Origin of the sequence: Streptomyces sp. NPDC056296 (assembly GCF_042268605.1) — a bacterium.
In the GTDB taxonomy this organism is placed as follows: domain Bacteria; phylum Actinomycetota; class Actinomycetes; order Streptomycetales; family Streptomycetaceae; genus Streptomyces.
The window spans coordinates 147,807-172,434 of sequence record NZ_JBHJRX010000009.1 but is presented as its reverse complement, the minus strand read 5'-3'; the positions used below and the strand labels follow the sequence as shown (position 1 = coordinate 172,434).

The following is a 24,628-nucleotide window of genomic DNA, read 5'->3' as shown; positions in this document are numbered from 1 at the left end:
TCCTTTCGAGGGGACTACCGGCTTCAGCCGGTGGGGGAATCGAATCGGCAACTGCGCTGCGGAGCAGCGCGGCGTCTCGTTCTGGACCTGAGTCGCCGTCTCTTCTGGTAGCGTTTTGGTTGTGGCTAGAGGTGATCGCCGGGAGTCGCTGAATCTGCGCGTTCCACCGGACTTGAAGCGGCAGGTCGAGGAGTACGCCGACGCGGCGGGTATCTCGATCAACGCTGCCGCGTGCATCCTTCTGGCCGAGGGCCTTCGGGCGGAACGCAGGCGCAAGGCGTGATCCGCGCGTACAAGTTCCTCCTGCGCCCGACCCGACGCCAGGCAGTGGCCCTCACCGACATGCTGCGGGACCACTGCTCGCTGTACAACGGCGCGCTCCAGGAACGCCGGGATGCCTACCGGCACGCGTCGAAGACAGCCGTCCGTTACGGCGGCCAGTCCGCGCAGCTGAAGGAGATCCGGGCGTTCGACCCGGAGCAGCAGGGCCGCTGGTCGTTCTCCAGCCAGCAGGCCACCCTGCGCAGGCTGGACAAGGCGTTCCAGGCGTTCTTCAAGCGGGTCAAGGCCGGGCAGACGTCCGGCTACCCCAGGTTCAAGGGGGTCGGGCACTTCGACACGGTCGTCTTCCCGAAGGACGGCGATGGCTGCCGCTGGGACTCCACCCCCGACGACCGTCCAACCCGCGTCCGCCTTCAAGGTGTGGGGCATGTGCGCGTGCACCAGCACCGGCCGGTACAGGGCCGCGTCAGGACAGTCTCGGTGAAACGCGAGGGGAACCGCTGGTACGTCGTCCTGGCCTGTGACAACGTGCCCGCCGAGGAGCTGCCGCCCACCGGCGGAACCGTCGGCATCGACATGGGCGTCGCCCACTTCCTGACCACATCCGACGGCGAACACGTCGCCAACCCGCGCTTCCTGAAAGCGATGGCCGAGGAGCTGGCCGAGGCTCAGCGGCACCTGGCGACGTTCCCCAGACGAACTCGGCAACGCACCAAGCGCCACCGCGCGGCGGCCCGGAAGGTCGCCAGGCTGCACGGCAAGATCCGGCGGCAACGGCTCGACTTCCACCACAAGACCGCACGTACGCTGATCGCCGACCATGACGTGATCGCGCACGAGCGGCTGAACACGGTGGGCATGACCAAGAGCCCCGCACCCAAGGCCGACCCCGAGCAGCCCGGCGGCTTCCTGCCGGACGGGGCTGCCGCGAAGGCCGGGCTCAACCGCAGCATCCTCGATGCGGGTTGGGCGCAGTTCCTCGGAATCCTGGCGGACAAGGCTGAGAGTGCCGGTCGCCTCGTGGTCCCGGTGGACGCGCGCAACACCTCCCGCACGTGCCCCGAGTGCGGGCACGGCGCGAAGGAGAATCGCGTCACCCAGGCGAATTTCGCATGCGTCAGATGCGGGTTCGCGGCCAACGCGGACCACGTCGGCGCGACGAACGTCCTCAACAGGGCCGGGCTGGTCCTCTGCGCGGCGGCTTAGCCACCGACGCAGGAAGCCCGCGCGTTTACGCGTGGGTGGAGTCACGCAGTCCCCCTAGGCATTCTGAGCAACTACGTCAGTTTGCCTTGTTCATGCCGACCTCGTCAGCCGTGGGAGACGCCGATCACAGCTCCCTCACCTGCTCCCTCACTCTCCAGGTCCACCCGCACCGTCAGCAGCCCCGTCCCGACCCCCATGGCCCGCACCGCGAGGCTGTTGAAGCGGGGCAGGCGCCGCAGGCGCGTGATCGGGTCGTCGTCGGCCAGGAGGTGGGCCGTCCCCGGGTGCCAGCGGCCCCGGATCCGCACCCGTACCCGCGGATCGGCCCGGATGTTGCGGACGTACTGGGACCGCTCGCCGAACTCCGACACCAGCCAGAAGGAGTCGCCCACCCGGCGCCCGCCGACCGGCGTGCGGCGGGGGAGGCCGGAGACGCGGCCGGTGGTCTCCAGCACGGTCTGGGTCGGCAGGCGGCGCAGGACGGCGTTGAGGCGTCGCTGGACGGCCGTGACGGCCCGGTACTTCTTCTCGGCGTAGGGCGGCTTCTGGGCGTAGGGCGGATTCCCGGGGTTGGACGGCTTCGACATCGTTCGTTCGCGCTCCCGTCTCGTGTGCCTCCATGTTCCCCGGAAAACCTCAGAGGGAAGATTTGGGCAGGGCCAAGAGACGGGTGGTGCGGGCGTGCGGGTCGTGACCTGGAATCTGTGGTGGCGGTTCGGGCCGTGGGCCGACCGGCAGAAGGCGATCCTCGCCGTGCTGGCGGAGTTGCGGCCCGATGTCGTCGGTCTCCAGGAGGTGTGGGCCGCCGACGACGGCGCGAACCTCGCCGAGTGGCTGGCCGGTGAACTCGGCCTGCACTGCGCCTGGGCCGCCTCCGAGGCCCCCGAGCGGTGGCAGCGGCGGATCGGGGACGACACGGTCGGGATCGGCACCGCGGTGCTCAGCCGCTGGCCCGTGGTGGAGCGGGCCGCGCTGCGGCTGCCCGCACCCGAGGAGCTCGACGACGGACGCCTCGCGTTCTACGCCCGCCTGGACGTGCCCGGCCACCCGGTCCCGTTCTTCACCGCCCACCTGAACTCGGGCGGCCACGCCTCGGCGGTGCGCCGCGAACAGGTCGCCGCGCTCGCGGACTTCGTCGCCGGGCACCGCCACGGCACCGCCTTCCCGCCCGTCGTCACCGGGGACTTCAACGCCACCCCCGACTCCGCCGAGGTCCGCCTCCTCACCCGTCCGACGCCCCCCGCCCCCGGGCGGGCCGCCGCCCTGCTCGACGCCTGGGAGTACGCCGACCCGTCGGCCCCGTCGGCCACCTGGGACGGCGCCAACCCGTACATCCCCGTCGGGCCGGTGCCGGGTGCGCGGATCGACTACGTCCTCGTCGGCCAGCCCGGCCCGGAAGGACTCGGCCGTGTACGCGCTGCACGACGGGCGGGCGACGGCCCCGTGGACGGTGTCTGGCCCTCCGACCACGCGGCGGTCGTCGTGGACCTGGCCGGGAATTGACGCCCTGAATTCGATGAAGGCTCAATTACCGTGCGTGTATGTGCCGGTGGTCAAGTGATCGATTCGTGGGTAGCATGCTCGTGTGCCTGGCGCTCCACCGACCAATGGAGTTCCGGTACATGCCGTTTTTCCCTCCTGACCAGAGGGTCGACGGCAGACCGAATCGGGGGAAGAAGTACCGGGGGGACCGTCGGTTTCCACGCCTGTTCAGATCGCCCATGTACGGGCTTCTTTCCCCTTGCGACGACGCAAGGAAGATGCGAATGAACAGCAATGCACTGCGTATGGCCGCCGTTTCGGCCGTCACGGCCGTCGCGCTCGGCGGGACCGCCGGTCTGGCCCAGGCGGCCCAGCCCGCCCCGAGCCCGGCGCGGGCCACCGTCACCGTCACGCAGCAGGCCGAGGCCCAGCAGGCGGCGCGCACCCTGCTGGCGAGCCCGCTGGCGGCCGAACTGTCCGCGGCCGAGCGCTCGGAGATGCGCGCGGTCGCCGACGGCCAGTACGCGGCGGCCGGCAAGTGGGGTGCGATCAAGGCCGCGTTCAGCAAGATCGGCGGCTTCGCGAAGGCCATCAAGGGCAAGTACAGCGACTTCAAGAAGTGGTACGACGGGCTGTCCTGGTGGGTGAAGGCCCCGATCAAGGCCATCACTCCGGGCCTGACGCTCCTTGAGATCTACAACGCCCTTCGCTGACGGCTGACGGCTGACGCGGGCTCCACCCGGTCGGAACACGAAGACACGGAGTACTCGGTATGACCGTCACCATGTCCCCCCGCGCCGCCACGGAAGGCACGTGGGCCCTGCCTCTGCTCGCGCTCGCTCCCCTGGCGCTGGTCAGGCTCTTCACGGAGCTTTCCACGCCGTGGCTCGCCGCTTCCTGGGGGCTTCTGGCCCTGTCCGCCGTCCTGATGGCGGTCGGGTGGAGCACGGTGCTGCGCCACGGGACCCGCACGGGCGGGGCATGGGCCACGTGTCTTCTCGTCCACGGGGCGTTCGTCTGGAATGTGATCGCCCTCGTCCGCCAGTAGCGCGGGAATTGCACGACTGCGCATTCTCCGCCGAGGAGCGAGAGCGGTAATCGGGGAAGGAAGTCCGAGGGACCTTCGGTTTCCACGCCTGTCAGATCACCTTGAGGCTTCCTTCCCCTTGCGATAACGCACGACGAGTCTACATGAGCGCTACACGGCCCGAGGCGGCGAACGATAATGCGGCCGGTTTCCCGATTACTCGAATATGCCTGCCGTCGGCCTGCCTTCGCCCTACCGTCGCCCCAGGAAAACCGGATTCGTGAACGCGGCCAGTGCCCCCGGCAGGGGTCCCGCCGCCGCCTCGTGCCGCAGTTCCGCCCGTACGTACGCCGCGTACGAGGCGGTCGTCCGCCACTCCACGACGCCCGACCCGGACACCGGCAGCGGTGGCCCGGTGAACAGCACGCCCTGGTCCGTGACGAAGCGCACCGTGCAGCGCGGCGCGCCCGACACCTCCAGGCGGACGGTGACCGGGCTGTCGGCGTCCACGCGCAGCCGCTCGCCGATGCCGGCGTGCTCGCCCCGGCCGCCGGACGCGGTGAGGGCCAGCGACACCTTCGCCGACTCGGCGACGTACGACCGCCCCGCCCGGATGCCCTCCTGGATCGCCTCCCGCGTCAGGTCGTCGGCGAGGACGACGGTCTGCGGGCGGCCGATGACGTCCGGGGCGCGGTGCGAGTCGCTGCTGCCCATCGCCGGGAGCCAGCCGCGTCCGTCCCGCCCGTCGCGCCCGTCCCGCACGGCGGCGACCAGCATGCCGTCCCAGTCGGCCAGCGCCACCTCGTCGTCGGGCGTGTAGGCCCCGTTCCACACCTCGACCGCGTCCGCCTCCCCGAACCCGAACTTCCAGTTGCAGCCGATGCAGGTGGCGTGCGGGTGGGCCGGGACGACCAGGCCGCCGGCGCGGCGGATCTGCCGGGCGAAACGGCCGAAGCGGTTGTCGCGGGCCCGGTAGCGCCAGTCGACGAAGGTGCCGGGGTCGGTGCCGAGGGCGACGACGTGGCCGTTGCGGGTCGTCACCTCCTCGCCGAGCAGGATCAGCAGGTCGTCCCCGGCCACCTCGGCCCAGTGCGCGTGCGCCGAGTGCGTGTTGTGCTCGGAGGAGTTGATGAAGTCCAGGCCCGCCGCCCGCGCCAGCGCCGCGATCTCGGCGAGCGTGTAGCGGCCGTCGGAGTACACGGAGTGCAGGTGGCAGTCGCCCCGGTACCAGGCACGCCCCCGCCCCTTGGCGCGCTCGGGCGGATACACCGGCCGTACGGCCTTGTCCCCGTCCCCGTCCCCGTACGTCAGCGTGATCGTGATCTCGTACGACAGCCCCCGCGGGGCCACCGTGTACGGGCCGAGCGCGACGTTCCACACACCCGCTCGCACGGGCCCCGGGATGTACCCCGGCGTCGCCTCGTCGGCCCGGACGAAGAACTCCGTGCGCGCACCGCCCGACCAGCCGCGGAAGCCCCGGCCCCCCAGATCGGTGCCGCGCTCGTCGAAGAGGCCGATGTCGAGGGCGTTGCCCTGGGTGCCGGCCGGGACGGTGGGGCGGTCGTAGGTGTAGGCGACCTTGATCTCCCGGACCCCCGTGGGGACTTCGACCGGGACGTACACGAAGTCGGGGGAACCGGGCGGAAGGGTGCCGCGCACGGTCCTGGTCTGTTGGTTCCGGCTGTTCCGGCCGGCCGCCGAAGCGAAGCTCACACTTCCCAACGTAAGCGCGGCGGCGGCTCCCGTCACGAACACCGCGCGTCTGCCGATCCCGGCGTGGTCGTCCTCGCACATGCTGCTGCTCCCAGGTGTCGTCAATGACATGACATCGGTGGTGCAGGGGTGGTGCGTGCAACCCTCGTATTGAGCCGTGAACTCCCGGGCAAGGAAAGGGGTTCGGCGGATTGAGAGCGGGAAACCGCGCGGTGGGGTGGCGGGCCCGCCGCGGTGGGCCGGCGGGACGGGCCCGGCGTCCTGATCATCCCGCTCGTATGCTCGAAGGATGACGACTTCCGCGACCTCCGGAACCGGACCCGCCGACCCCACGGGTCCTACGGGTCCCACCGAGAACTCCCTGCGTCGCGCCCTCAAACGCGCGCGGGACGGCGTCGCCCTCGACGTGTCCGAGGCGGCGGTGCTGCTCCAGGCCCGCGGCGAGGACCTCGAAGCGCTCACCGAGTCCGCCGCCCGGGTCCGGGACGCGGGCCTGGAGGCCGCCGGACGCCCCGGCGTCATCACGTACTCGAAAAGCGTCTTCGTCCCGCTGACCCGGCTGTGCCGGGACAAGTGCCACTACTGCACCTTCGTCACCGTCCCCGGCAAGCTGCGCCGCGAGGGACACGGGATGTTCATGTCCCCCGACGAGGTCCTCGACATCGCCCGGCGCGGCGCCGCCCTCGGCTGCAAGGAAGCCCTCATCACCCTCGGCGACAAGCCCGAGGACCGCTGGCCCGAGGCGCGCGAGTGGCTCGACGCGCACGGCTACGACGACACGATCGCCTACGTCCGCGCCATCTCGATCCGCATCCTGGAGGAGACGGGCCTCCTCCCGCACCTCAATCCCGGCGTCATGACCTGGACGGACTTCCAGCGCCTCAAGCCGGTCGCCCCCTCCATGGGCATGATGCTGGAGACCACCGCGACCCGCCTGTGGTCCGAGCCCGGCGGCCCACACCACGGCTCCCCGGACAAGGAACCGGCCGTCCGCCTGCGCGTCCTGGAGGACGCCGGCCGCTCCTCGGTCCCCTTCACCTCCGGCGTCCTCATCGGCATCGGCGAGACCTACGAGGAGCGCGCCGAGTCGCTGTTCGCCCTCCGCAAGGTCTCCCGCGCCTACCACGGCATCCAGGAACTGATCATCCAGAACTTCCGCGCCAAGCCGGACACGGCGATGCGCGGCATGCCCGACGCGGAACTGGACGAACTGGTCGCCACGGTCGCCGTCGCCCGGCACATCATGGGCCCGTCCGCCTGCCTCCAGGCCCCGCCGAATCTGGTCGACTCGGAGTACGAGCGGCTGATCGGCGCGGGCATCGACGACTGGGGCGGGGTCTCCCCGCTCACCATCGACCACGTCAACCCCGAACGCCCCTGGCCGCAGATCGACGAACTCGCCGAGAAGTCCCGCACGGCCGGCTTCGAGCTGCGCGAACGCCTCTGCGTGTACCCGGAGTTCGTCCAGCGCGGCGAACCCTGGCTGGACCCGCGGCTGCGCCCGCACGTCGCGGCCCTCGCCGACCCGGCCACCGGCCTGGCCCGCGAGGACGCGACGGTCGAGGGCCACCCGTGGCAGGAACCCGACGAGGCTTTCACCGCGACCGGCCGCACCGACCTGCACACCACCATCGACACCGAGGGCCGTACGTCGGACCGCCGCGACGACTTCGACGAGGTGTACGGCGACTGGGGCGCCCTGCGCGAGGCCGCCGCCCCCGGCATGACACCCGAGCGCATCGACACCGACGTACGCCAGGCGCTGGCGACGGCGGCCGACGACCCCACGAAGCTCACGGACGACGAGGCCCTCGCCCTGCTGCACGCCGACGGCCCGGCGCTGGACGCCCTGTGCGAGGTGGCCGACGACGTGCGCAAGTCCGTGTCGGGCGACGACGTCACGTACATCGTCACCCGCAACATCAACTTCACCAACGTCTGCTACACCGGCTGCCGCTTCTGCGCCTTCGCCCAGCGCCGCACGGACGCCGACGCGTACACGCTCTCCCTGGAGCAGGTCGCCGACCGCGCGCAGCAGGCCTGGGACGTGGGGGCGATCGAGGTCTGCATGCAGGGCGGCATCCACCCGGACCTGCCCGGCACCGCGTACTTCGACATCGCGAGGGCGGTCAAGGAACGCGTCCCCGGTATGCACGTGCACGCCTTCTCCCCGATGGAGGTCGTCAACGGCGCGACGCGCACCGGCATGTCCATCCGCGAGTGGCTGAGCGCGGCGAAGGAAGCGGGCCTGGACTCGATCCCCGGCACGGCGGCGGAGATCCTCGACGACGAGGTCCGCTGGATCCTCACCAAGGGCAAGCTGCCCACGGCGACCTGGATCGAGGTCGTCGAGACCGCCCACGAACTGGGCATCCGCTCCTCCTCGACCATGATGTACGGCCACGTCGACCAGCCCCGCCACTGGCTGGGCCACCTGCGTACCCTCGCCGGCATCCAGCAGCGCACGGGCGGCTTCACGGAGTTCGTGACGCTGCCGTTCATCCACACCAACGCGCCGGTGTACCTGGCGGGCATCGCGAGGCCGGGCCCCTCTATGCGCGACAACCGCGCGGTGACGGCGATGGCCCGTCTCCTCCTCCACCCGCACATCCCCAACATCCAGACAAGCTGGGTGAAACTGGGCACCGAGGGTGCGGCGGAGATGCTCCGCTCCGGCGCGAACGACCTCGGCGGCACCCTCATGGAGGAGACGATCTCCCGCATGGCGGGCTCGTCGTACGGCTCGTACAAGTCGGTCAAGGACCTGATCGCGGTCGCCGACGCGGCGGGCCGCCCGGCCAGGCCCCGCACGACGCTGTACGGCCCGGTGTCCGAGGAGCGACAGCGGGCGGCGACGGCGTCGGACGGTCATCTGCCGGAGCTGCTGCCGGTACTGGACTGACGTCCGGCCGGGGCAGGGGCACGGGCCGCCCGCAGTACGATGATCGGGCCCCCGGTGTGTCGGGGTTCTCGTAGCTGAGGAGATGCGTGCCCGTGCCTGCCCGACTTCCCTCATGGGCCTGGGTCTCCGGACTGACCGTGGGGGCGATCGCGGCGGTGAGCGTCCTGGCCGTACAGGCGGACCAGGGAGCCCGTCCCACCGCCGCGGACGCCAAGCCGAGCCCCTCCGCGTCGGCCGACGCGCACCCGACGCCGAAGGAGACCGCCCCGACCCGGGTGCCGGACGGCTCCGGCACCGGGCGGCGCGTCGTCTACTCGGTCGGCCAGGACCGGGTGTGGCTGGTCGACGCCAGCGACGCCGCCCGACGGTCCTTCACGGTGTGGCCCGGAACGGTCGACCCCGACCCCGGCGAGTACAGCGTCGGCACCCGTCGCGAGGACCCGACGACGGGCTCCGACGGCATTCAGGTCGAGCAGATCATGTACTTCGCCCAGGAGGACGGCGTGTGGGTCGCCTTCTCCAACGCCGTGGACGGCTCCTCGCCGCCCCCGGCCGCCGCCGACGCGAACACGGGCGGCATACGGCTGCCCAAGGCGGACGGCGACGCGCTCTGGGAGTTCGCGACGTCCGGCACGAAGGTCACGGTCGTCGGGTAGCGTCCGCGTCACCGGGCGTGAGCTGGGCGACGATCAGCACGACACCGCTGATCAGGAACATCCGGGTGGCGGCGTCCAGCCCGTTCCAGTCCTCCGACTGCCACATCGCGAACCACTCCCCGCCGATGGCGAGGAACCCGGCCCCGAACAGCAGCATCAGCATGAGCGTGCCGTACGTGGTCATGCGCCGCGCGGGGGCGTGGTCCCGGCGTAGCCACAGCCAGGTCGCGTAGATCAGCACGAGCGCGGCGACCGTCTCCCAGACGATGATCGCCACATATGCGGTGTCCTGAACGCCCTTGCTCGTGATCGCCCGCCACATCAGGTCGTCGTCCTTGAACGTCGTGTCCATCGCGAGGACGTGGCGCACGAACTGCTGGTTGCTGCCGAAATCGGTGATGTTCCCGAGGGCCACGAGGGCGATGTAGAGGGCGAGGATGCCCGTGAGGACGGGGGCAGCGAGAGAGAGGGCGCGTGGGGTGGTCGTCATGACGACGATCTTCCTCCCACGGCCCGATCCGTCAACGCCCGGTCGCGAACTCGACGAACTCCGTCCAGGAGGCGTCGGAGAACGCCAGTCGGGCGCCGCGCTGCCTGTCCTTGGAGTCGCGGACGTGGACGGTGGTGTCGACGTGGGCTATGGCTACCTCGACGCAGTCGGGGCCGTCATTGCCGCTGTAGCTGCTCTTGAACCACTCCAGTGCGGTCATGCCTCTTCTCCCAGCACTTTCTCGACGAAGGCCAGCGACTCCCGGGGGGTGAGAGCCTGCGCCCGGATCATGCCATAGCGCATCTCGAGGATCTGGACCTCCCGAGGATCGTGGATCACCCGGCTGTACAGCTGTCCTTCCGAATGCCCGAGTGTCTTGCCGTCCCGGAGCTTCAGCAGTCGGAAGGAACCCATCACGCCCGCGTGTTCCTCCCTGTCGGTGGGCATCACTTGTAGCTCGACGTGCCGCAACGTCCCAACTTCCAGCAGGTGTTCGAGCTGGCGGCGCAGCACCATTCTGCCCCCGTACGGTCGTCGCAATGTCACCTCCTCCAACACGAAGGTGATCGTCCTCCGGGGCTGGGGCTCGAAGACGCCCTTCCGCGCCATGCGTCCGGCGACGTGGCGCTCGATCTCGTCATCGGTGTACGCGGGCCGCCGCATGGCGTACAGCGCCTCCGCATATTCCGGCGTCTGAAGCAGGCCGTGAATGTGATGGCTGGCGTAGGCGCCCATCTCGACGGACTCGGTCTCCAGCTTGGCCAGGTCCCGGACCAGTTTCGGATACCGAGCCTTCTCCACGTCCTCCTTCATGGTCGCGAGCTTCCCGCCCGCGCCCAGAACCTCGTCGGCCTTGTCCAGGAAGTCCGGCTTGGGGACCCGGCGCCCGCGTTCGACGGACGAGACCATGTCCTCGCCGTAGCCGATGGCGGCCCCGAGTTCCGCCTGCCGCATCCCGGCGGCTTCCCGCCACATCTTGATCTGCCGACCGACCGTCTTGAGTACGGCCGCGGCTTCCTCGTCCTCCACGTCTTCCCCTCCCGGCGTACGACCCGTACGACTACGGCAGGCACCCGGACAGTCACGCTGGGTACCGAGGTCGTCGCTGTTCAGAGTAGGGACCGGCGGCCACGCTGGGTGACGTGAATGCGAAATTGGACCTACAGGCCGCCTCTGTCGGACAGCGGTTCGCGATCCAGCTGTCCGCGACGCGAAGAGGCGCCCGGCTCGCCCGGCTGCTCGCCGAGCGCCAACTCGACGACTGGGGGCTGCCGTCCGAGGAGGTGACGCAGGTGGTGGCGGAGCTGGCGTCGAACGCCGTCCTGCACGGGCGCGTGCCCGGCCGGGACTTCCGGCTGGCGCTCTGGCTGCGCACCGACGGCACCCTCCGTGTCGAGGTGACCGACGCGCGGGGCGACCGGGTCCCGCGCGCCGCCGACCCGGTGGCCGAGGACGCGGAGTCGGGGCGCGGACTGCGCATCGTGGCGGCGTACGCGGACCGTTGGGGTGTGGACGAGGGGCCGGCCCCCGCCAAGACCGTCTGGGTGGAGATGTCACCGGGTCGTGGCCGGACGTGACCCGGCCGGACGCGACGCCAAAGACCAAAGAACCGGGGAAAGAACCCAACCCACCCCCGCCGCCCCCGGCGCTCACTCTCCGGAGTGAAAATCATCAACTCGGCTGGCGTGGGGAGGCGTTCGTGGTGCAGCGTCAGCCGCGACAGCAACCCCAGACATGATTCGGCCCCCGCCGGGACTGCCATCCCACTGCGAGGGCCTAATCACCAAGGAAGCGGAACCTTCCCGATGACTGAGCAGCACCCTAGCGCGCACGCGCGCCCCGCGTCCGGCCGTTACCCCGGCGGTGTCGAGCACGACAACCACCCCCACCACGACAACTTCACCGTGGTCGGGAACCACCTCCTCCAGCACCCGGAGCTGTCCCTGACGGCGATCGGCCTGGCCGTCCACATCCAGTCGCTGCCCGCCGGAGCCCCGGTCGGGATCAAGTCGCTGGCGGGCAAGTTCCCCGAGGGCGAGATCCGCATCGCCGCCGCGCTGCGGGAGTTGGAGGAGCACGGCTATCTCGCACGCACCAAGGAGCGTCTTCAATCGGGCCGAGTCGTGACCCGGACGGTCTCCAGCAATCGGCCGCGCGCCGCCTTCGCGGCCGTGGCGCGCCCCGCCCGGCCGGTCGCGGACGAGTCGGCATCCCCGACCCTGGCGCTCCGTGCCGACGCCGCCCCGGTGACGCACCCGGTGACGCACTCGACGGTGAACCCGGCGGCGGGCCAAGGGGCGGAACCGGCGGTGAACCCGGCGGCGGGCCAAGGGGCGGAACCGGCGGTGAACCCGGCGGCGGGCCAAAGGGCGGAACCGGCGGCGAACCCGGCGGCGGACCGAAGGGTGGACCCGGCGGCGAACCCGGCGGCGGACCGAAGGGTGGACCCGGCGGTGGGGCTGCTCGCCCGCCTCCGCGTTCACGACTCCCGTCTGCTGCTGACCGAGCGCGACGTCCGGCGCCTCGCCCCGGCCGTCATGACCTGGCTGGAGCGCGGCGTGCCCGCGACAGCCGTGGAACGGACGCTGACAGCCGGTCTGCCCCAGGAGCCGATCCGTCACCCGGCGGCCTTCCTGGAACGCCGCCTCACCGCGGACCTGCCTCCGGCGCTGCCCGCGCCACGCCCGTCGGTCGCCGGCCCGCGCCTACCCGACCCCCTCCAGACCTGTGACGGCTGCGAACGCGCCTTCCGCGCCCCGCGGCCGGGCCGCTGCCGTGACTGCCGCGCGAGCAGCCCCACCGACCAGGTAGCCGCGTAAACCGCGAACACCCGACGGCAATCCGTCCTCCACCCGCTCATCCGAGCAGCCCGATGACAGAACCGCCCGAAGTGTTCACGCTTTCCGACTCACATGGCCGCCAGGGCGAGCGCGGCCGCGTTCAGAGCCAGATACCCGGCGGGGAAGGCGATGTTGTGGAAGACCCGCGTGCGGACGTGCGCGACGACGGCACCGACGAAGAACAGGACGAGACCGACCGTGGCGGCGATACCGAGGGGCCGGGCGCCGAGCAGACCGATGAGGAGCCCGGCGGCTCCGGCGGCCTTGAGCACGGCCAGCCCCGGGATCCACGACGCGGGGACCTCCACCTCGGCCGAGTTGGCGAGGACGAACCGGGCCCCCATCAGGTCCGCGACGGCGATCCCGGCGTTCGCCGCGACAGCGACGACGGTGACGATCACGTAGGCCGTGAACACAAGCCTCTCCCTCCACCCGTCTCCCTGGACCCAGCCTCACCTCGGCGTGCCGCGACGTCCAATACCTGCGCCTATAACCTGACGGCATGGACGTCGACACCCGATTGCTGCGGTATTTCGGGGCCGTGGCGGAGGAAGGGAGCCTCACCCGGGCCGCCGAGAGGCTGTTCGTCTCGCAGCCCGCGCTGACCAAGCAGATCCGGCAGTTGGAGGCCGGGCTCGGCGTGGACCTGTTCACGCGGTCGAGGACCGGCATGACCCTCACCGAGCCGGGACGGGCGCTGGCGGAACGGGCTCCTGCCCTGCTGGCCGGGTGGGAGCGGGCGGTGCGGGAGACGAGGTCCGCGGCGAGCCGTGCGGCCCGCGTCCTGCGGGTCGGATTCATCGCCAGCGCCGCCAACGAGGCGACACAGCCGATCATCGCGGAGTTCGCCCGGCGTCGGCCGGGCTGGCGGGCGGAGATGCGGCAGGCCGCCTGGTCGAACCCGTCCGCCGGACTCGCGGACGCGGACGTGGACGTGGCCCTCGTCCGCCTGCCGTTCCCGGGTCAGGAGGCGCTGCGGGCGGAGGTCCTGTTCAGCGAACCCCGCTGCGTCGTGCTGCCCGAGGCGCACCCCCTGGCCGCTCGCGAGGTGATCGCCTTCCGCGACCTGTGGGACGAGCCGTTCGTGGCGGCCCCACCCGAAACGGGCCGGTGGCGGGGGTACTGGCTGGCCGCCGACGAGCGCGACGGCCACCCGGTGCGCGTCGGCGCGGTCACCGAGCAGCCGGACGACTGGCTCAGCGCGATCGCCAACGGATACGGCATCGCCCTCGCCCCCGAGTCCGCGGCCCGCTTCTACACCCGCCCCGGCGTCGTCCACCGCCCCGTCACCGGAGTGAGCCCCACCAGTGTCGGTGTCGCCTGGGCCCCCGCCGACGACGACAACCCCGTCGTCCAGGACTTCGTCCGCTGCTGCCGCGAGACGCGCGTCGCCACGTGAACGTTTCCACACCGTTCCGGCCCTGACCGGCCACCCTCGTTCGAATACAGTGCTGGACGTCGTACGTACGGACAGTGGTGCGTGCAGTGATGTGGGCAGTGCCGAGGGGAGGTCCAGGTGGGCGCGACGACCGGTGCCGTCTGGGGGCGTGCCGAGCAGCAGGACTTCCGTAGCCGGGTGCGCGGGACGCTGCTCGGGGTGGCCGTCGGGGACGCCCTCGGCGCGCCCGTCGACGGGCTGGACCTCGACGGCATCCGTGAGGCCCACGGCGCGGAAGGGCTCACCGACCTGGCCCCCGCCTACGGCCGGCGCGGTGCCGTCACCCACCTCACGCAGCTCACCCTGTTCTCCGTGGACGGGCTGATCCGCGCCCAGGTACGGCGGGACACCGGCGCCTGGCATCCGCCGACCGACCTGCACCGGGCGTACCGGCGTTGGGCCGCCACGCAGCGTGACTGGGGACCCGACCTGCGGCGCAAGGACGACGGGTGGCTGGCCCACGAGGAGTGGCTGTACGCCCGCCGGGACGCCCCCCGCCACCTGCTGCTCGGCCTCGGCGACGAGACCATGGGCACGCCGGAGGCACCCAAGAACCCCGGTGAGCGCGGGCCCGAGGCGGCAGCCCGGTCGGCGCCGTTCGGGCTCCTGGTCGGCTGGGAGCCGCAACTGGTCGCCCAGCTCGCCGTGGAGTGCGCGGCGCAGACCCACGGCCATCCGACCGGCAACCTGGCGGCGGGCGCGTACGCCGTGATCGTGCACGGGCTGGCGCGCGGCGAGAGCCTCGACGGAGCCGTGCAGCGGGGACTCGCCCTGTTCGCCGCCAGGCCGGGACACCAGCCCGTGTCGGACGCCCTCCAGCACGCGCTTGGCGCGGTACGGCAGGGGATGCCGGGCCCGGGTCGGGTGACCGAGCTGATCGGCGAGGGGACGGCGGAGGGGCTGGTGGCCGCCGCGGTGTACTGCGCCCTCGTCGGGGAGGACGTACGGCACGGGCTGCGGCTCGCCGTCAACCACGGCGGGCCCTCCGCCGCGACCGGTGCCCTGACCGGCGGGCTGCTAGGCGCACTGCACGGGGAAACGGCCCTCCCACCGGCCTGGCTCGCCGAGCTGGAGGGCCGCCCGACGATCCTGGAACTGGCCGACGACTTCGCCATGGAGATGACCCAGGGCCCCGCACTGCACGGCCCGGCGGGATCGTCGCCGGGGTGGCTGGCACGGTACCCGCGGGGTTAGCGAACGCCGGGATCCTCCGGGAGCCGACCGAGCGGTCAGCCCTGGTCGCCCACCCGGGTGCGTCCCACCGCGTCCTCCACGCCGCCCGCCGGCGCCGGTACGGCCGCCGCCGCGCCGGAGGCGTCGTCGTCGCCGTCCGTGTTGACCCGCTCGATGATCGCGAGCCGCTCCGGGGTGTCCTCCGGCTTCACGAAGCCGATCAGGACGTACAGGACCAGCGACACGGCCAGCGGGATCGACACCTGGTACTCCAGCGGCACCCCGCCCTCCACGTTCCAGTTGATCGGGTAGTTGACCAGCCAGAAGGCGAGCAGGCCCAGCGCCCAACTGGTGAGCGCGGCCGTCGGGCCCGAGCGGCGGAAGGGCCGCAGCAGACCGAGCATCATCGGGATCGCGATCGGACCCATCAGTCCGGCGACCCACTTGATCACGACGGTGATGATGTCCTTGAACGTCGGCGAGTCGACCTGCGTCGCCACCGCCATCGACAGGCCGAGGAAGACGACCGTCGCCAGCCGCGCCGCCAGCAGCCCGGCCCGTTCGCTCCAGCCCCTGGCCCGCGCCGACAGCACCGGCGCCACGTCACGGGTGAAGACGGCCGCGATGGCGTTGGCGTCCGAGGAGCACATGGCCATGGTGTGCGAGAAGAAGCCGACGATGACCAGGCCCAGCAGCCCGTGCGGCAGCAACTGCTCGGTCATCAGGGCGTAGGAGTCGGAGCCGTCCGCCTTCTGCGACTCCACCAGCAGCGGCGACATCCACATCGGGAAGAACAGCACCAGCGGCCAGACCAGCCACAGCACCGCCGACAGCCGCGCCGACCGCTCGGCCTCGCGGGCGTTGCTCGTGGCCATGTAGCGCTGGGCCTGGTTGAGCATGCCGCCGTTGTACTCGAAGAGCTTGATGAAGAGGAACGCGAGGAGGAACACCGTGCCGTACGGGCCGACCAGCGGTTCGCCGTGGCCCTGGAGCTCCGGCTCGTCCCAGACGCCGAAGAAGCCGCCGTGGTCGCCGAGTTTCATGACCACGGCCACGAACATCGCCACACCCGCCAGCAGCTGGATGACGAACTGGCCCAGCTCGGTCAGCGCGTCCGCCCACAGGCCGCCGATCGTGCAGTAGATGCCCGTGATGACGCCGGTGATCAGGATGCCCTGGTTGAGCGTGATGCCGGTGAAGACCGACAGCAGCGTGGCGATGGCCGCCCACTTCGCGGCCACGTCCACGATCTTCAGCAGCATGCCGGACCAGGCGAGGGCCTGCTGGGTCGGCAGGTTGTACCGGTTCTTCAGGTACTCCAGGGGAGAGGCCACGTGCAGCCGTGAGCGCAGCCGGTTGATGCGCGGCGCGAACAGCTTGGACCCGATGGCGATGCCGAGCGCGATGGGGAAGGACCAGGTGACGAAGGACGTGACGCCGTAGGTGTAGGCGATGCCCGCGTACCCGGTGAACATCACCGCGCTGTAGCCCGACATGTGGTGCGAGATGCCGGAGAGCCACCAGGGCATCTTGCCGCCGGCCGTGAAGAAGTCGCTGACGTTGTCCACGCGTTTGTGCGACCAGACGCCGATCGCCACCATGACGGCGAAGTAGCCGATGAGCACGGACCAGTCGAGACCGTTCATGTGCCCCCTTCCGGGGTCCGCCTTGTGAACTCCGCTCAGCTGGCTGACACTTCGCACGAGCGGGGTAGGGGCGAGGCAGGCCGCGAAGTGCCCGCTCATCGTGGTTGCGACGACGCGGGCACGACAAGGAAGGGGAGGGTCAAGAGCAAGTAAAAATGTTCGGCTTGCTGACCTCGGTTCACCTACATGAACATCGCGACGGCCTCCCGAGGCCGCCTACTTCAGCTCGTCCGGGCACGGCGTGCCCCGCTTCAGCCCGTACGGCGACGCCAGCCGGTACGTGCCCGCCTCGGGGGCGATCAGCACCGTCCACTTGTCGCCCTCGGCGGTCTCCTCCGTCTCCGTCAGACATCCGTTGACGTTGTCGAACGTCTTCGGCGTGCCCTCCGGGCCGTTCTTGGAGGCCTCCGTCTCCTGGGGCGGCTCCAGCTTCTTGCCCTCGGCGTCGACGAGGCTCAGCCACGGCGAGTACGGCATCCGGACCAGGATGCGGCCCGGCTGCTTCACGTCGATCGTCCACTCGTCCTGCTCGGCGCTCTGGACGACCGCGTTCGGCTCCGCCAGCGGCGTCGGGTCGAGCACCTCGAACAGCTGCCAGTTGGCGTCCCCCCAGACCTGCTTCAGATACGGCAGGCCCCGCTGGAGCAGCTCCCGCTCGCGTTTGCCGCCGTCGCCGTCCGGCTCGCCCTTGGGCAGCACCACGTAGTGCACGGCCCAGCGCTTCAGCCACTCGTGGTAGTTCGCCGAGTTGAGCGTGTCGTCGTAGAAGAGCGGGTTGCGCTCCATGTCGGCCTGGCGGGTCCAGCCGCGGGCCAGGTTCACGTACGGCGCGAGCGCCGAGGCCTCCCGGTGGGAGCGGGCCGGTACGGCCTCCACCCGGCCCCTCTCCGCGCCGACCTCCTGCAGTTCGTTGAGGAGCGGTGCCAGCTCGCGTGCCCAGGAAGCGGTCGGCTGGGTGTGGATGACGTCGTCGGCCGACTTGAAGCCGATCCAGCCGACGAAGCCGACGATCGCGACCACGAGCGCGTACCACTTGCGCGTCCGCGCCACCGTGAACGGCAGCGCGGCCACCAGTGCCGCCCCGGCGAAGAGCATCGCGAGACGGGTGATGTTGGAGCCGATCTGGGAGCTGATCAGCCAGACCAGCAGCACGGACAGGCCGTAGACCGCCGACGTGATCCGTACGGTCGTCCAGGTGCGCGGCACGAACGCGTACACCAGGGCCGCGTACACGATCGGCAGGACCGCCGAGCCGAAGGCCATCGGCTGCGTACCGGAGAAGGGGAACAGCACGGCCGACAGGGCGACGACCGCCGCCGGGGCCAGCCCCAGCGACCAGGCGCCCGGGCGGCGCTTCTGGAGGAACAGGGCCACCGCCACCAGGCCCACGAACAGACCCGCGACCGGCGAGGACATCGTGGACAGCGCGGCCAGCGGCGCCGCGCACAGCCCCTTGGCCCACCGGTCGTGCCGCCAGCGGTAGGGCCAGCAGAACACCGCCGCGACCGCGCCCAGACCGAACATCATGCCCAGCCCGAACGTCACCCGCCCCGACGCCGCGTTGCCCAGCAGCCCGAACAGGCCCGCCAGCGACGCCCACAGCGGATTGCGGACCACCCGGCTGCGGATCAGGATCATCGTCAGCAGCCCGGCCGACAGTGTCCCCGCGATCATCATCGTCGTACGCACGCCGAGCACCGACATCAGATACGGCGAGACCACGCTGTACGACACCGGGTGCATGCCGCCGTACCAGGCGAGGTTGTACGCCGAGTCCGGATGGCGGCCGACGAACTCCGACCACGCGTCCTGCGCGGCGAGGTCGCCGCCACTGTTCGCGAACGTGAAGAACCAGGCGATGTGGAGGATTCCGGCCAGCGCGGTCACGGACAGCACGGGGTGGCGCAGCATGCGCTCGCGCACGGACAGGAAGGCGGCCTTCACAGCGGACGGCGCTTCCGGCTCTGACCGTTCCGGCTCGGTACGGTCCGGCTCACGGCCGCCGTCCCCGGCGTCCTCGCGGGGCGTGGGTACGTGTGGTCGCGGGCCGGCTTCCGGGCCCGGATCGGCGTCGTCGGCGCGTGTCGGCTCCGCAGTGGCCACCTGAAGGCACTCCCCGTGTCCCGTCTTCTGCTTACGGCCGTGTCCCGTTCCCGTGACCGGCGACCTGCCCCGTTTCGTGACGCTAGCACGCACTCCCGCACCGTGGCTTCCTCCCCTCCGGGACCCCGCGGCCACCCTTCGGGACCTTCCAGGAGCTTCCGGGACGCGAACGCCCCCGCGGCCGGGTGGCCGTGGGGGCGTTCGCGTCGGTGCGGCCCGGGCGGGCAGGCCGTCAGCCCACGCGGGTCAGCTTGTCCGTGAAGGCGGGCTCCACGAGGTCCTCCTGCAGCGCGACCGGCACCTTCACCGCGCCGGCCGCCTCGCCGTCGCCCACCGTGAGCGTGCCGACCTTCGTACCGGCCGCGGCCGTGTGCGGCACCTCGTCCGCCTTGAACGTCAGTTTGACGGTCAGGCCCGGCCAGCCGACGGCCTTGACGTCCTGCGTGGCGACGACCGGCGTCCGGCCGCCGAGACCGTCGTCGACGTATCCGACGACGCTCCCCTTCTTCAGGATCGTCGACGACTCCAGCGTGTCCTGCGCGGCCCGGATCAACTTGTCGCTGGAGTCCAGCGCGGCACCGAGGATGGTGTTGTCCTTGCCGCCCGCCGGCTGGCGCACCACGGCGCCGACGATGGTCCGGGTCTCGCCGCCGATCTCCTTCTTCGCCGCGAAGACCAGGTTGCCGAGCGCGGAGGTGGTGGTGCCGGTCTTGATGCCGACGACGTTGTTGTGGCCGACCAGGTGGTTCCAGTTGGAGTGGTTGACGCCCTTGTAGTCGTCGTACGACATCATCGCGGCGACCTCACGGAACGCGGGCTCCTTCATCGCCTCCTTGGCGAGCTTCACCTGGTCCACGGCCGTGCTCACCGTCGTGTTGTTCAGACCCGACGGGTCGGTGTACGTCGTGTTCGTCATGCCGAGGTCCTTCGCGGCTGCGTTCATCTGCTCCACGAACGCCTTCTCGGACCCCGCGTCCCAGCGGGCGAGCAGCCGCGCCACATTGTTCGCGGACGCGATCAGGATGCTCTCCAGGGCCTCGCGCTGGGAGATCGAGTCGCCCTGGAACACGTTGACGGTCGACTCCTGGCCGGCCTGCGACTGGTCCTCCGCCGCCTGGTCGATCTCGATCTTCGGACCCTCGGCGCCGCTCTTGAGCGGGTGGTCGCGCAGGACGACGTACGCGGTCATGACCTTGGCGACACTCGCGATCGGCACGGGCTTCTGATCACCGGACGAGCCGAACGTGCCGATGCCCTGCACGTCCAGCGCGGCCTGTCCGCTGGACGGCCACGGGATCTCGGGCTTGCCGCCCTCGAAGGTGAAACTGTCCTGTGCCGTGAGGTCGAGCTCCGGCTCGGGCAGCTCGCGCATCGACTGCACGACGCCGAAGACGATCACCAGCAGGATGACCAGCGGGGTCCAGATCTTGACCCGGCGCACCGTCGTCCGCAGCGGGGTCTCCGGGGGCGGCGGGGTGTTCGTCAGCTCCGCCAGCAGGTCCAGCGGCGGCTTCGGCGGCAGCGGCTGCTGCGTCGTCCGCTCGGGCCCGACCTGCGGTACGGCGGCGGTGGCCCCGGTACGGGGTGCCTGCGGCGCCCTGGGGGCCTCGGGCGGGGGCTTGCGCGTCGCGGGGTCGTCCGGGTGCCGGAGCGCGACGAACTTGCTGGTCCGCTCGGCCTCGGTCTCGGCGGGCCGTACGGGGGCGGCGGCGCCCTTGCCGGTCTTCTTGGGCGGGTTGGCGGTGTCGCCCAGCTTCAGCATGGTCGTCGGCTGGTCGACGGCGGGCGCGGAGGGCCGCGGGGCCCTGAATACGGCGGTGGGATGATCGACGGAACGCCCGTCGCCCTCCTCGGAGTCACCGCGGGCATCGCCGTCGGCAGCCCCGTCAGCGCGCTCCCCCTCCGGGCTCCCCGCGGGGCCCACGGCCGCGTCGGAGCGGCCGCCGGACTCCCCGCCCACGCGCTCTTCGCCGCCCTCGGTCGCGTCGGAGTCCGCGGTGTCGGCAGCGCCCGCGCGCTCCTCCGTGCCCTCGCGCGCGTCGGAGTCCGCGGCGGCGTCGGCGGTGGCGGCAGCGCGTTCGTCGTCGCGCTTTTTCGCGTCCTGCGGTGCGTCTGGGCGGTCGTCGGGTTCGCCGCCCGGGTGCGCTTCGCCGTCTTCGGGCGCGTCGGAGGCCGCGGTGGCGGCAGCGCCCGCGCGCTCCTTCGTGCCCTTGCGCGCGTCGGAGTCCGCGGTGGCGGCAGCGCGTTCGTCGTCGCGCTTTTTCGCGCCCTGCGGTGCGTCTGGGCGGTCGTCGGGCTCGCCGCCCGGGTGCGCTTCGGCGTCTTCGGGCGCGTCGGAGGCCGCGGTGGCGTTGGTTGCGGCGTCGGCGGTGGCGTCGTCGCGCTTCTTCGCGTCCTGCGGTGCGTCGGAGCGGTCGTCGGGTTCGCCGCCCGGGTGCTCCTCGGCGTCCTCGGGCGCGTCGGTGTCGGTCCCGGATCCCGTGCCGGCGTCCGTGGCCGTCGCGTCGCGCTCGTCCTCGGGCGCGTCGGAGTCCGCAGCGGTGTCCCGCCGGGTCTCCTCCGCGGCCCCCGCGCGCGGCGTGTCCTCGGCGCCGGCCTCTGCGGCGGCCCGCTCGTCCGCGGTCGCCACCCAGGCCGCGACGGCGTCCCGCAGCCGGCCGTCGGTGGAGGCGGCGGGCTCGGCGCGCTCGTCCTCGGAGGTGCCGGACGTATCGGACGCCTCGGAGACGTCAGACGCTTCGGGCGTCTCGGCGGAGCCGTCCTCGACGGGGTCCTCCGAGCCGGCGCCCTCGACCCCGGCCTCCGCCTCCGCGTCGGACTCCGCGTCGGACTCCGCCTCCGTCTCGCGAACCGACAGCACCCGCGTCGCCGTATCGACACCCCCACGGGACCCGGCGGACCCCGCGGACCCCGCGGACCCCGCGGACCCCGCGGACGCCGACGGCTTCGCGTCGTCCTCCCGTGCCACCGCCAGCCGCGGATCACGCGTCTCGCTCGCCTCGGTCCTGGCTTCGGGAACCGGACCCGCGCTCCCCGACGTCGGTTCTTCCGACGACTCACGCTGCTTCGACCTGTCGGGGGACTCGCCCGCCACCGATGCCTCCTCCATGCGCCGCACGCCTCACGCGCGCTACCGAACCCGTACCGAAACCATGTACCAGTGTCCTGTGTACGGGTGGAACCCACGCGGTAGACGAGAACGACATACCTACTGGTTCCATTGCGAACCGGTCACGCACCCTCGACAGACCAATGTGAGAGGGGTCACCCTGTCTTTCATCCACGCGGGGAGGCATGGATGGGCAGGAGCCGCAGAACACTTCCGGAAGAGCTTCTGCTGCTGGCGTTGGACCCGACCACGGGTACCACCGCACAGCCGCAGTCGCTCGACCTCGGTCTGGCCGGAGCACAGCTGGTGGAGCTGGCGCTGGCCGGACGGATAGCCCCAGACGGGGATCGTATCGCCGTGGTGGCACCACGGCCGACAGGAGATCCAACACTGGACTGCGCGTTGGAGTTGCTGCGAAGGCGTGGCGCTCCCGTACGGGCGGTCAACTGGATTGGCGGGCCCCGCCTGGGGCTGCGCCAGACCTACCTCTCGCATCTGGAGCGATGCGGCATGGTGCATGCCGTGGAGGGACAGATGTGCGGGGTGCTGCCGACGACTCGCTATCAGGCGACGGACACGGCGATCAGCAGGGAGATCAAGGCCCGCCTCGACTCGGCGATCCGCACCGGCGTACCGCCGGACCCGCGGACCGCGGCGCTCGCCGCGCTGGCCCACGCGGTCGGTCTCGGCAAGCACCTCTACCCGGGCAACGAAGGACGCTCGTCACGGTCCCGCCTGCGGGACCTCATCAGGCACGACCCCATGGGCGGACTGGTGGCGCACGCGGTGATGGACGTCCAGAACGGCGCGGGGGCACAGCCACGCCGCGCTCCGGCCCCGGCCGGCCGCCAGGCCGCGGGACCGGGTGCCAGGCCCGCCCCGGAACCCGCCCGCGGTGTTCCGGCGCAACCACGCCACGGATCCATGGCGCGTGCGGTGGCCCACTGAGCCGCACCCACCGCAGCAACGCACAGCAGTAGACGCACAGCAGTGAGTCACCGCCGCACCGCCAGTCCCCTATGCCCGGTCACGGGAGCCGCAGGATCGCGCGGGGCGGCGGGACCGACCGTACGTCCGGCACGCCCGGACGGCGGTACGGTCCCGCCGCCCCGCGCGGCCATGTGTGCGGGTGGCGCCCCGAACTGGCGTGTACGCGGCGCATATCGACCGTTTCCCAGCGGTGGAAAGCACCTTGGTGGCAGTCTGCTCAGCAGCAGATACGCAAAGTGGCAGGTATGAGTCACGCAGCCGGAGGTGCACGTCCCGTGGCGTCCAATGTCAATCCCACCGTCAGGCGACGCCGGCTGGGCCAGGAGCTGCGCCGGCTCCGTGAGCTCAAGGGCATGACGGCCGAGGAGGTGGCGGAGCGGCTGCTGGTCTCGCAGTCGAAGATCAGCCGCCTGGAGAACGGCCGGCGCAGCATCAGCCAGCGTGACGTCCGCGACCTGTGCGGGGTCTACGAGGTCGAGGACCAGCGGATCGTCGACTCGCTGATGCAGATGGCGAAGGACTCGCGCCAGCAGGGCTGGTGGCACGCCTTCGGGGACATCCCGTACAGCGTCTACATCGGCCTGGAGACCGACGCGGAGTCGCTGCGGACCTACGAACCCCAGATCATCACCGGCCTGTTGCAGACCCGGCCCTACGCCGAGGCGCTCATCCAGGGCGCCCTGCCCGAGACTTCGGTCGCCGACATCGAGAAACGGGTCCAGGTCCGCATACGGCGCCAGGAACGCATCTCCGCCGACACCAACCCGCTGCGGCTGTGGGTGGTCCTGGACGAGGCCTGCCTGCGCAGGGTGGTGGGCGGCAAGCAGGTGATGCGGGAGCAGCTGGAGCACGTCGCCGAGATGTCGCAGCTGCCGCACATCACCGTGCAGGTGCTGCCGTTCGACGTCGGGGGGCACCCCGGCATCAACGGGCAGTACTCGATCCTGGAGTTCGCCGACGCCGCCGACTCGAGCGTCGTGTACATCGAGGGCGTGACCAGCGACCTGTACCTGGAGAAGGCGCAGGACGTGCAGAAGTACACGGTGATGTACGAGCATCTGCGGGCGCAGGCCCTGAACGTGGAGGAGTCGCGGCGGCGCATCGAGGACGTGGCGAAGGAGTACGCCCGCTGATGCGGGGACGGATCTTACATCCCTGGTGCGTAGTACTGGAAGAGTCGCCTGGAATATGCCACCCGGTCGGGTGAATGGCTGCTCCGTACGGCTGGGTCAGCGAGTAGCGTCGATCACGCCAAAGATCACGCGTCATTGGCGTGAACCACACTCAGCGACTCACCATCGGAGCAGACATGGCAATTCTCCAGGGCGCCCAGGAATCGTGGACCAAGTCCTCCTACTCCGGAGGAAACGGCGCGTGCGTCGAGGTCAAGTCACCGGTCGTGGCGGCGCTCGCCGTCCGCGACTCCAAGGTCTCCGGAGGACCGACGCTGGCCTTCCCCGCGGACGCGTGGAACGCCTTCGTGACCTCGGTCAAGGAGTAACGACTCCGCGCGCCGTCCGCCGGCCCGACGGGGCCCTCTCGACCAGTTCGCCGACCTTGCCGAGAGGGCT

23 protein-coding genes are annotated in these 24,628 nt (G+C 71.2%); 14 read left to right on the top strand and 9 right to left on the bottom strand.

Features of this window, described 5'->3' with window-relative positions; translation table 11 throughout:
• Nucleotides 1-121: 121 nt before the first annotated feature.
• Both ACFCZF_RS09140 and ACFCZF_RS09135 read left to right on the top strand, forming a co-directional pair.
• Nucleotides 122-283 carry a toxin-antitoxin system HicB family antitoxin gene (locus ACFCZF_RS09140; protein ID WP_375925681.1) on the top strand — a complete coding sequence of 54 codons (162 nt, stop codon included), beginning with the start codon at nt 122-124 and terminating at the stop codon, nt 281-283.
• The gene (locus ACFCZF_RS09135) at nt 280-1,488 is read left to right on the top strand and encodes an RNA-guided endonuclease InsQ/TnpB family protein (protein ID WP_376671108.1); all 1,209 of its coding nucleotides are present in this window, start codon (nt 280-282) and stop codon (nt 1,486-1,488) included. The genes ACFCZF_RS09140 and ACFCZF_RS09135 overlap by 4 nt, the downstream gene beginning before the upstream one ends.
• A 104-nt stretch (nt 1,489-1,592) precedes the next feature.
• On the opposite strand, the gene ACFCZF_RS09130 is transcribed toward ACFCZF_RS09135, so the two are convergent.
• Nucleotides 1,593-2,075 carry a nitroreductase family deazaflavin-dependent oxidoreductase gene (locus tag ACFCZF_RS09130; RefSeq protein WP_376671107.1) on the bottom strand — a complete coding sequence of 161 codons (483 nt, stop codon included), beginning with the start codon at nt 2,073-2,075 and terminating at the stop codon, nt 1,593-1,595.
• A 94-nt stretch (nt 2,076-2,169) separates the two neighbouring features.
• On the opposite strand from ACFCZF_RS09130, the gene ACFCZF_RS09125 reads away from it, so the two are divergent.
• From ACFCZF_RS09125 to ACFCZF_RS09115, 3 genes are all read left to right on the top strand, one after another.
• Nucleotides 2,170-2,991 carry an endonuclease/exonuclease/phosphatase family protein gene (locus tag ACFCZF_RS09125; protein ID WP_376671106.1) on the top strand — a complete coding sequence of 274 codons (822 nt, stop codon included), beginning with the start codon at nt 2,170-2,172 and terminating at the stop codon, nt 2,989-2,991.
• Nucleotides 2,992-3,254: 263 nt separating this feature from the next.
• A complete protein-coding gene (locus tag ACFCZF_RS09120; RefSeq protein WP_376671105.1) occupies nt 3,255-3,683 on the top strand; it encodes a hypothetical protein in 429 nt (142 codons plus the stop codon).
• A 59-nt stretch (nt 3,684-3,742) separates the two neighbouring features.
• Nucleotides 3,743-4,018, top strand: a complete 276-nt coding sequence (locus ACFCZF_RS09115) for a hypothetical protein (protein ID WP_376671104.1) — start codon at nt 3,743-3,745, stop codon at nt 4,016-4,018.
• Between the two features lie 231 nt (nt 4,019-4,249).
• On the opposite strand, the gene ACFCZF_RS09110 is transcribed toward ACFCZF_RS09115, so the two are convergent.
• On the bottom strand, nt 4,250-5,791 hold the full coding sequence (locus ACFCZF_RS09110) for a CehA/McbA family metallohydrolase (RefSeq protein ID WP_376671103.1): 1,542 nt from the start codon (nt 5,789-5,791) through the stop codon (nt 4,250-4,252).
• Between the two features lie 208 nt (nt 5,792-5,999).
• On the opposite strand from ACFCZF_RS09110, the gene ACFCZF_RS09105 reads away from it, so the two are divergent.
• Together ACFCZF_RS09105 and ACFCZF_RS09100 are read left to right on the top strand one after the other, a co-directional pair.
• Nucleotides 6,000-8,612, top strand: coding sequence for a bifunctional FO biosynthesis protein CofGH (locus ACFCZF_RS09105; protein ID WP_376671102.1), 2,613 nt, complete (start codon nt 6,000-6,002; stop codon nt 8,610-8,612).
• 92 nt (nt 8,613-8,704) lie between these two features.
• Nucleotides 8,705-9,268: a hypothetical protein gene (locus ACFCZF_RS09100; RefSeq protein WP_376671101.1), complete on the top strand. Its 564-nt coding sequence runs from the start codon at nt 8,705-8,707 to the stop codon at nt 9,266-9,268.
• Here ACFCZF_RS09100 and ACFCZF_RS09095 read toward each other — a convergent pair.
• From ACFCZF_RS09095 to ACFCZF_RS09085, 3 genes are read right to left on the bottom strand one after another with little or no spacing between them, the layout of a single operon-like run.
• The gene (locus tag ACFCZF_RS09095) at nt 9,252-9,758 is read right to left on the bottom strand and encodes a DUF2165 domain-containing protein (RefSeq protein ID WP_376671100.1); all 507 of its coding nucleotides are present in this window, start codon (nt 9,756-9,758) and stop codon (nt 9,252-9,254) included. The two genes, ACFCZF_RS09100 and ACFCZF_RS09095, sit on opposite strands and share 17 nt — an antisense overlap.
• Before the next feature lie 31 nt (nt 9,759-9,789).
• Nucleotides 9,790-9,978: a DUF397 domain-containing protein gene (locus tag ACFCZF_RS09090; protein ID WP_376671099.1), complete on the bottom strand. Its 189-nt coding sequence runs from the start codon at nt 9,976-9,978 to the stop codon at nt 9,790-9,792.
• The gene (locus ACFCZF_RS09085; RefSeq protein ID WP_376671098.1) at nt 9,975-10,787 is read right to left on the bottom strand and encodes a helix-turn-helix domain-containing protein; all 813 of its coding nucleotides are present in this window, start codon (nt 10,785-10,787) and stop codon (nt 9,975-9,977) included. Before ACFCZF_RS09085 ends, ACFCZF_RS09090 begins: the two co-directional genes overlap by 4 nt.
• A 104-nt stretch (nt 10,788-10,891) precedes the next feature.
• Here ACFCZF_RS09085 and ACFCZF_RS09080 point away from each other — a divergent pair, with 104 nt between their 5' ends.
• Entirely contained in the window at nt 10,892-11,335 is a 444-nt protein-coding gene (locus tag ACFCZF_RS09080) for an ATP-binding protein (protein WP_376671129.1), read from the top strand.
• A 228-nt stretch (nt 11,336-11,563) separates the two neighbouring features.
• The gene (locus ACFCZF_RS09075; protein WP_376671097.1) at nt 11,564-12,577 is read left to right on the top strand and encodes a helix-turn-helix domain-containing protein; all 1,014 of its coding nucleotides are present in this window, start codon (nt 11,564-11,566) and stop codon (nt 12,575-12,577) included.
• A gap of 89 nt (nt 12,578-12,666) precedes the next feature.
• Here the strand turns inward: ACFCZF_RS09075 and ACFCZF_RS09070 are convergent, their stop codons facing one another.
• Nucleotides 12,667-13,014 (bottom strand): DoxX family protein, encoded by a 348-nt coding sequence (locus tag ACFCZF_RS09070; RefSeq protein ID WP_376671096.1) that lies wholly within the window; start codon nt 13,012-13,014, stop codon nt 12,667-12,669.
• 86 nt (nt 13,015-13,100) lie between these two features.
• Between ACFCZF_RS09070 and ACFCZF_RS09065 the strand changes: the two genes are divergently transcribed.
• The gene (locus tag ACFCZF_RS09065) at nt 13,101-13,997 is read left to right on the top strand and encodes a LysR family transcriptional regulator (RefSeq protein WP_376671095.1); all 897 of its coding nucleotides are present in this window, start codon (nt 13,101-13,103) and stop codon (nt 13,995-13,997) included.
• Nucleotides 13,998-14,114: 117 nt separating this feature from the next.
• Nucleotides 14,115-15,230: an ADP-ribosylglycohydrolase family protein gene (locus ACFCZF_RS09060; RefSeq protein ID WP_376671094.1), complete on the top strand. Its 1,116-nt coding sequence runs from the start codon at nt 14,115-14,117 to the stop codon at nt 15,228-15,230.
• Nucleotides 15,231-15,265: 35 nt separating this feature from the next.
• On the opposite strand, the gene ACFCZF_RS09055 is transcribed toward ACFCZF_RS09060, so the two are convergent.
• The 3 genes from ACFCZF_RS09055 to ACFCZF_RS09045 all read right to left on the bottom strand — a co-directional run bounded on the left by ACFCZF_RS09055 (nt 15,266) and on the right by ACFCZF_RS09045 (nt 22,052).
• On the bottom strand, nt 15,266-16,855 hold the full coding sequence (locus ACFCZF_RS09055) for a sodium:solute symporter family protein (RefSeq protein ID WP_376671093.1): 1,590 nt from the start codon (nt 16,853-16,855) through the stop codon (nt 15,266-15,268).
• A gap of 216 nt (nt 16,856-17,071) precedes the next feature.
• A complete protein-coding gene (locus ACFCZF_RS09050) occupies nt 17,072-18,958 on the bottom strand; it encodes an MFS transporter (protein WP_376671092.1) in 1,887 nt (628 codons plus the stop codon).
• 232 nt (nt 18,959-19,190) lie between these two features.
• A complete protein-coding gene (locus tag ACFCZF_RS09045; protein ID WP_376671128.1) occupies nt 19,191-22,052 on the bottom strand; it encodes a D-alanyl-D-alanine carboxypeptidase in 2,862 nt (953 codons plus the stop codon).
• 204 nt (nt 22,053-22,256) lie between these two features.
• Here ACFCZF_RS09045 and ACFCZF_RS09040 point away from each other — a divergent pair, with 204 nt between their 5' ends.
• The 3 genes from ACFCZF_RS09040 to ACFCZF_RS09030 all read left to right on the top strand — a co-directional run bounded on the left by ACFCZF_RS09040 (nt 22,257) and on the right by ACFCZF_RS09030 (nt 24,558).
• Nucleotides 22,257-23,015: a GPP34 family phosphoprotein gene (locus ACFCZF_RS09040; protein ID WP_375914169.1), complete on the top strand. Its 759-nt coding sequence runs from the start codon at nt 22,257-22,259 to the stop codon at nt 23,013-23,015.
• Between the two features lie 317 nt (nt 23,016-23,332).
• The gene (locus tag ACFCZF_RS09035; RefSeq protein WP_375914172.1) at nt 23,333-24,190 is read left to right on the top strand and encodes a helix-turn-helix domain-containing protein; all 858 of its coding nucleotides are present in this window, start codon (nt 23,333-23,335) and stop codon (nt 24,188-24,190) included.
• Nucleotides 24,191-24,366: 176 nt separating this feature from the next.
• A complete protein-coding gene (locus ACFCZF_RS09030) occupies nt 24,367-24,558 on the top strand; it encodes a DUF397 domain-containing protein (protein ID WP_376671091.1) in 192 nt (63 codons plus the stop codon).
• The last annotated feature ends 70 nt before the right edge of the window (nt 24,559-24,628 follow it).

Bases quoted from the DNA above. Each gene is read 5' to 3' on its own strand.
- ACFCZF_RS09130 (WP_376671107.1), bottom strand. From the start codon at position 2,075: ATGTCGAAGCCGTCCAACCCCGGGAATCCGCCCTACGCCCAGAAGCCG.
- ACFCZF_RS09120 (WP_376671105.1), top strand. From the start codon at position 3,255: ATGAACAGCAATGCACTGCGTATGGCCGCCGTTTCGGCCGTCACGGCC.
- ACFCZF_RS09115 (WP_376671104.1), top strand. From the start codon at position 3,743: ATGACCGTCACCATGTCCCCCCGCGCCGCCACGGAAGGCACGTGGGCC.
- ACFCZF_RS09110 (WP_376671103.1), bottom strand. From the start codon at position 5,791: ATGTGCGAGGACGACCACGCCGGGATCGGCAGACGCGCGGTGTTCGTG.
- ACFCZF_RS09105 (WP_376671102.1), top strand. From the start codon at position 6,000: ATGACGACTTCCGCGACCTCCGGAACCGGACCCGCCGACCCCACGGGT.
- ACFCZF_RS09095 (WP_376671100.1), bottom strand. From the start codon at position 9,758: ATGACGACCACCCCACGCGCCCTCTCTCTCGCTGCCCCCGTCCTCACG.
- ACFCZF_RS09090 (WP_376671099.1), bottom strand. From the start codon at position 9,978: ATGACCGCACTGGAGTGGTTCAAGAGCAGCTACAGCGGCAATGACGGC.
- ACFCZF_RS09075 (WP_376671097.1), top strand. From the start codon at position 11,564: ATGACTGAGCAGCACCCTAGCGCGCACGCGCGCCCCGCGTCCGGCCGT.
- ACFCZF_RS09065 (WP_376671095.1), top strand. From the start codon at position 13,101: ATGGACGTCGACACCCGATTGCTGCGGTATTTCGGGGCCGTGGCGGAG.
- ACFCZF_RS09055 (WP_376671093.1), bottom strand. From the start codon at position 16,855: ATGAACGGTCTCGACTGGTCCGTGCTCATCGGCTACTTCGCCGTCATG.
- ACFCZF_RS09040 (WP_375914169.1), top strand. From the start codon at position 22,257: ATGGGCAGGAGCCGCAGAACACTTCCGGAAGAGCTTCTGCTGCTGGCG.
- ACFCZF_RS09030 (WP_376671091.1), top strand. From the start codon at position 24,367: ATGGCAATTCTCCAGGGCGCCCAGGAATCGTGGACCAAGTCCTCCTAC.